Below are 4839 nucleotides of genomic sequence, written 5' to 3' on the forward strand. Positions count from 1 at the left end.
AAATAACACACTGCCTTAGTATTTTAAAATAGGCGCAATAGCGACTTGCAGTCAGGTTTTAACCATAAAAATTGATGGATTAACCTAAAAAAAATAAAAAAAAGAAAGGATTTTTTATTTATGAAAGGAGGATAATGTTATGAAAGAAAAAAGGAAAGAAAAATATTTGACTACCAATCAGGGTGTCCCCATCTCTGATAACCAGAATTCAACGACCGTGGGTGAACGGGGTCCGGTTTTGTTACAGGATATACAGTTTATCGAGAAGATGTCTCACTTTGATAGGGAGCGCATTCCGGAAAGAGTTGTTCACGCCAAGGGAGCAGGAGCACACGGTTATTTTCAGACTTACAAGGGCATGATGTCTTTCACCAAGGCGAAATTCCTTCAAGATCCGAAGAAAAAAACTCCAGTATTTGTAAGGTTTTCAACTGTTACCGGAGGACGAGGTTCTGCAGATACAGTGCGGGATCCCAGGGGCTTTGCCGTTAAGTTTTATACCGAAGAGGGCAACTATGACCTGGTGGGAAATAATCTCCCGGTATTTTTCATTAGAGACGCTATCAAGTTCCCGGATATGGTTCATGCCTTTAAGGGTGCACCGGATAACAATATGCCCTCAGCAGCTTCTAATCATAATCGTTTTTGGGATTTCATATCTCTGACCCCAGAGTCGACCCACATGATCACCTGGCTTTTTTCTGATCGGGGAACACCAAAAAGTTTCCGCATGATGGAGGGCTTTGGTGTCAACACCTATGTCTGGGTGAATGACAAAGGGAAGGCTGTCTATGTGAAATATCACTGGAAACCTAAATTAGGCGTTCAAAGCCTTGACCGTCATGAAGCAGGCAGACTGGCCGGTATTGACCCGGATTTCCTTACCCGCGATCTCTGGGAGACGCTAGCCAGCAATGGAGAGGTTGAATATGAACTCAATGTTCAGTTGATGGATATTGCTGAAGAATTAAACCAGGATTTTGATCCACTTGATGCTACCAAGACCTGGCCTGAGGATAAATTCCCCTTGATGCTGGTGGGTAAAATGATACTCAATCGTAATCCCAAGAATTTCTTTGCTGAAGTAGAGCAAGCCGCTTTCTGTCCTGCCAGTATTGTACCGGGAATCGAATTCTCTGCTGACAAATTGCTGCAAGGTCGAACCTTTTCCTATGCTGACACGCAACGCCATCGTTTGGGTGCGAACTACCTGCAACTTCCTGTTAACCGTCCTATCGTACCGGTCAATAACAATCAACGAGATGGAGCTATGCAGATTGGAGAATTCAGTGGGCCGGTTAATTATGAACCCAGTAGCCTGGATCGCGATGTACCCAAGGAAGCTCCAACTGGTACTCCAAGAGAATACAGGATAGAAGGAGAAGTGACTCGTCAAAAAATCAGTAAAACAAATGATTTCGCCCAAGCTGGAGAAAGATATCGTTCCTTGAGTAAGATGGATCAGGAACATCTGGTAGATAACCTGGTTAGCGATCTCATGTACATTAACAAATCGATACAGCAGCGGGAGATTGGAAACCTGACTAAGGCTGACCCAAAGTTGAGTCAATCAGTAGCTAAAGGTCTAAAACTATAAAAGTGGGGTTAAGGTGATTGGTCATATTTTTAAAATAGGGGCTTAAAATGGCTTATTTTAGATGTAGATAAAAAACCTTATATTATAAGGGGTTGCGTGAGGAGTAAAGATATTTTGAAAGTTTATGCAAAATATATAAAACAATTTTTAGAGAAAAAGCAGAAGCATTTTACTGAATTTTGAAAATAAAGAGAGTAGGTGCGAAAATAGAATATCATTTCCTTTCTTTAAATATAGAGGAGATTAAACTATAATTAAAATAATTTGGAGTACTTTTTTAATGAGGTAATTGTTAGTGTAAACTTTAGTGTGGTAGTTAGAGGAAAGATTGCCAAAGAGGCAATTCTTTCTTTTGACAATCGAAATATAATTCATTTATAATATAGTTAAAAACATTAAGTAATAAAAATGTTTCCCACTGAAAAAGAAATGAAACCGAAAGGATCTATAATGCTTAAAATCCCTTCAATTTCTATCATTGATTTTCATCTGCACTTTCCGGTTTACCATGATGTTTATCTAGATGGATGGGAAAAGAGATTTGTTGATCGTTTTGGAAGAACAAAACTTCAAAAAATAAATCAGAACCAACAAATCCTTAGTAAACGTTGGCGTGATACTTACCTCATTCCAGATACTGAAGAAAATATTCCGAATATTGAAACTCAAGCAAAAAGATGGGTGGATGAAACCAAAAAATATAAAATTGACAAAGTTGTATTTCTTACCGGTGGAGGGAATGATCAGTTAGCAAAAATAATCAAACTTGCTCCTGACATCTTTGTTGGCTTTGCTCACCATGATCCATTTTCCCCGGGTGCAGCAGAAGAACTTGACCGGGCAATTACCAAGTTAGATTTACGTGGTTACAAAATACTTGCTCCCACAGTAGAAAAAAGATTGGATGATCCAAAATTAGATCCTTTATGGAAAATAGCCGAAAAGTTCCAGCTTCCTGTCCTGATTCATTTTGGTATCCTGGGTGGGGGAGGCGGCATCGGTGATGCAATCAATATGAATCCTCTTGTGATTCACGACATAGCAAAAGGATTCCCAGGTATTTCATTTATAATTCCTCACTTTGGTTGTGGATACACTCGTGAATTACTTCAATTGGCTTGGGCATGTCCTAATATCTATGTTGATACCACCGGGACAAACGATTGGATTCGTTGGATGCCATATCCTGTAACCATTCACGATCTATTCCGTGTATTTACTGAGACAATAGGTCCTCAAAGAATTATTTTTGGCACAGATTCCAACCATTTTCCCCGAGGTTTTGCTTATCCCGTTTTTCAAGCTCAATGGCAGGCTTGCAGAGACATCGGACTGGATGATCCGAGTATGTGTTCAATATTTCACGATAATGCTATCCGATTACTGAAGAATATACAGGTATAAGGAGTGACTTCTTTCACTTTTAAATAATTAGTTGATGGGCAAGAATGAATAAACAAGGTTGTGTAAAAGATATTTTTATTACTACTTATGCAGATAGCAGAAGAAAGGGAATTTCTTGAATTATATAAACGACCTGTAAATTTTAATGATTTAATGCATCATTAGCAGCAGAGTGACGGGAGGTGATAAAATAAAAAATATCTTATAAATAATGATCTGATACTGTAAATATTAAGTTAAAAATTTTAAAAGGAGGGATTTGAAATGTTAAAGAAATTTATGGTAGTGTTATTTTTCTGTATGCTCTTTACTTCAGCCGTATTTGCAGAAACAGCATTAAACTTTGCATCTACACAAATGGTACCGGCGGCTGAGCAGATATTTGCTAAAAGTGTATTACTTAAAGGTTTTGCCGATGAATCCGGTATAAATGCTGAATTTATTCCCATGGAGTACCCTGACCTGTTTACCCGTCTTTCTGCCGAAGTCTCTGCTCAAAAAGTAACCATATCGCTTGTTGGCGAGTTGCATGGTGGGCTTGATTTAATGAATACGAAGGCTTTATTTGATGATCTTAGTGGAATTAGTTTACCCAACCGGACATTTATTAAAGCCTTAGAAGATTATTCTGTTATGGCTGGTAAAAAAGTTTATGTACCATGGATGCAAGCAACCTATGTCATGGCGGTGAATAAAAAAGCATTCCAATATTTACCGGCTGGTTTAAAAGCTGAAGATGTAACCGGTGCAAGTGCAAAATGGACCTACGATGCTCTCCTAAATTGGTCAAAAAACCTTAATGATGCATTTAAAGGACAAAAGCTTGGTTTCCCGATGGGTCCTAAGGGATTATGGCATAGATTCTTACATGGTTATATTTATCCATCATTCACCGGTTATCAAGCTGCAGCATTCGATAGTCTAAGAGCAGTTAAATTGTGGGAGTATCTTAAAGAACTTCGATCATATGTACATCCCTCTAGCTCGGTCTGGGAATCGATGGATGAGCCCTTACTCAAAGAAGAAGTACTGATTGCCTGGGATCATACCGCCCGTATAAAGAATGCTGTCATTGAAAAACCTGAAGATTTTGCCATCATTCCGTGCCCCAGTGGACCTCAAGGTAGAGGATATATAACTGTAGCTGTAGGTTTAGCAGTTCCTGCAGGAGCTCCACAGAAAGATAATGCTATCAAATTAATCGATTATCTTACTAGCCCGGCTATCCAGGTTAAGATGCTTGAAAACATAGGCTTCTTCCCTACCATAAAAGAAGCGGGAGGAGTGATCCCCGAGGGACCGCTTAAAATTTTAGCCGCAGGAGTACTTGCTCAATCAGGATCTCCGGATTCAGTCATAGCAATGATACCGAGTCTGGGAGCAAAAGGTGGAGAATTTTCAGCTGCTTATCGGGATGCTTTCACTAAAATAGTCATTGAAGGAGCGGATATTGACGCAACTATTATATCAGTAGGAGATAAGTTAAGAGCTATATTTAAAGAAGTTGGTGTGCCACTGTTGTAACACTAATTTCTCTGCACCTCCTTATAGTAAAAATAAAATCTTTTACTTATAAGGAGGTGCATTCTTTAAAGAGTGAAAAGGAGAAAGAATGATATCTTTTGACCATGGAGAAAAAAAATGGATACCTTATTTGCTTTTTCTCCCAGCTTTAATATATTTAGCTGGTTTTATCGGCTATCCCTTGATAAAAACTTTACAGCTTGCTTTTATCACTGAAAAAGGTAAAATTGGTATTTATAATTTTATTACTTTAACTCAAGATTCAACCTTTTGGAAGGCATTAAAAAATACCCTGTATTTAATAATTATTATAG

At 38.4% G+C, this 4839-nt stretch carries 4 protein-coding genes; all 4 read left to right on the forward strand.

All coding sequences use genetic code 11. The features are described from left to right. Nucleotides 1–139 precede the first annotated feature (139 nt). Nucleotides 140–1597, forward strand: coding sequence for a catalase (locus ENO17_01105; GenBank protein HER23657.1), 1458 nt, complete (start codon nt 140–142; stop codon nt 1595–1597). Between the two features lie 408 nt (nt 1598–2005). Continuing rightward, a complete protein-coding gene (locus tag ENO17_01110; protein ID HER23658.1) occupies nt 2006–3001 on the forward strand; it encodes an amidohydrolase in 996 nt (331 codons plus the stop codon). 264 nt (nt 3002–3265) lie between these two features. Continuing rightward, nucleotides 3266–4525 (forward strand): carbohydrate ABC transporter substrate-binding protein, encoded by a 1260-nt coding sequence (locus ENO17_01115; GenBank protein HER23659.1) that lies wholly within the window; start codon nt 3266–3268, stop codon nt 4523–4525. 88 nt (nt 4526–4613) lie between these two features. Next, the coding region (locus tag ENO17_01120; GenBank protein ID HER23660.1) for a sugar ABC transporter permease at nt 4614–4839 on the forward strand (226 nt) is incomplete at its 3' end.

Source organism: Candidatus Atribacteria bacterium, from assembly GCA_011056645.1.
In the GTDB taxonomy this organism is placed as follows: Bacteria; Atribacterota; Phoenicimicrobiia; order Phoenicimicrobiales; family Phoenicimicrobiaceae; genus Sediminicultor; species Sediminicultor quartus.